This is a genomic window from Xenorhabdus vietnamensis, assembly GCF_002127535.1.
Taxonomy (GTDB): Bacteria; Pseudomonadota; Gammaproteobacteria; order Enterobacterales; family Enterobacteriaceae; genus Xenorhabdus; species Xenorhabdus vietnamensis.
This window is the reverse complement of the sequence record NZ_MUBJ01000090.1, coordinates 1-1,226: the sequence shown is the minus strand read 5'-3', so window position 1 is coordinate 1,226 and position 1,226 is coordinate 1. Positions and strand designations below refer to the sequence as shown.

The following is a 1,226-nucleotide window of genomic DNA, read 5'->3' as shown; positions in this document are numbered from 1 at the left end:
CAGGGCAAGAGCATGAGCGCTCACTTTTCATTCACGGGTTCAAATCCTGCCTTTAGGACTTGCATGGCAAAATTGGGATTCATCCACGCTTTTTTCTGTTTTCGCCGTATACTGAGTTTGGATTTTTCTTGCTGCAAGGTGTTAAGTGCAATATGTCTAACACAAGCCATATTCTCTGCCGCATTCTTCCTGTAAATTTGACAAGCATCTTCGTTCATTGTCACATCAAGTACCCAGTGCAGGCTGTTTTCGATTTGCCAATGCCCACGAACGGCATTCTTAAACTGCTCCTGACTCAGCAACGCCGAACTGATATAGTAGCGGTATTCCCGTAATTCTTTTCCTGATTTATCAATACGGTAACCTACTGCCACCCCCAGACTTTTCAACCCGTTCCACTGGGGACATTGAGAGACCAAATTTTGGGCGGGCAACACATGATATTCCCGAGCTTCGATACGTCCGTGGCCTTTTTCAAAGTGGGCATTTTTCGTCTTGCTCTGATCGACAGTGATACCCGACAGCACCTGAGCAACCGCTTTTGCCAAGGTCGGTTGGTTATTTTTGACGGCTAACAGATGGTCGCCTCCTTGCTCTACTATCTGAGCCGCAATGGTTTTTTGACATCCCATGGCATCAATAGAAACCAAACAACCTTTGATATCAAGCAAAGACAAAAGTGCGGGGATTGCTGTGATTTCGTTAGATTTACTGTCTGTTTTGAGTTGTCCCAGAACCACTTTATTCGTGGCGGCAAAGGCACTGACCATGTGGATGGCTGAGCATCTATCTTCGCGATTATAAGAGGCGCGCAAGGTTTTCCCGTCAATGGCGATTAAACTGCCTTCGGTAAGAAGAGTCACAGCCTGCATCCAGTGGAGAAAACATTGCTGGAACTGGCGGGGTTCAATACAGGCAATAGTACGGGCAATCGTATCATGTCCTGGTATTCCTGCTCTGAATAGTCCTTGATGTTGAAACCATTCCACATGACCGTTGCCATAATCTTCAATATCTTGCCAACCTTCGGCACCTGCAATGGTTGCATAGACAGTTAAAAAAAGAATATCGCACAGAGGGTATTGAATTTTGAAAGATTGTCTTTTGTCTTCGATGTGACCGAAATAGAGTGAAAAGGCGTCAGTATCCATGATATAGAAGAGGCTTAAAAAAGTGGGTATTGGGACACAATGATATTGATGAGTCAAATCCAGTTTTTAACAAAA

The 1,226-nt window shown here is 44.6% G+C and carries 1 protein-coding gene; it reads right to left on the bottom strand.

The features are described from left to right. Nucleotides 1–20 precede the first annotated feature (20 nt). On the bottom strand, nucleotides 21–1,151 hold the full coding sequence (locus Xvie_RS20295) for an ISAs1 family transposase (RefSeq protein WP_086110882.1): 1,131 nt from the start codon (nucleotides 1,149–1,151) through the stop codon (nucleotides 21–23). Between the last annotated feature and the right edge of the window lie 75 nt (nucleotides 1,152–1,226).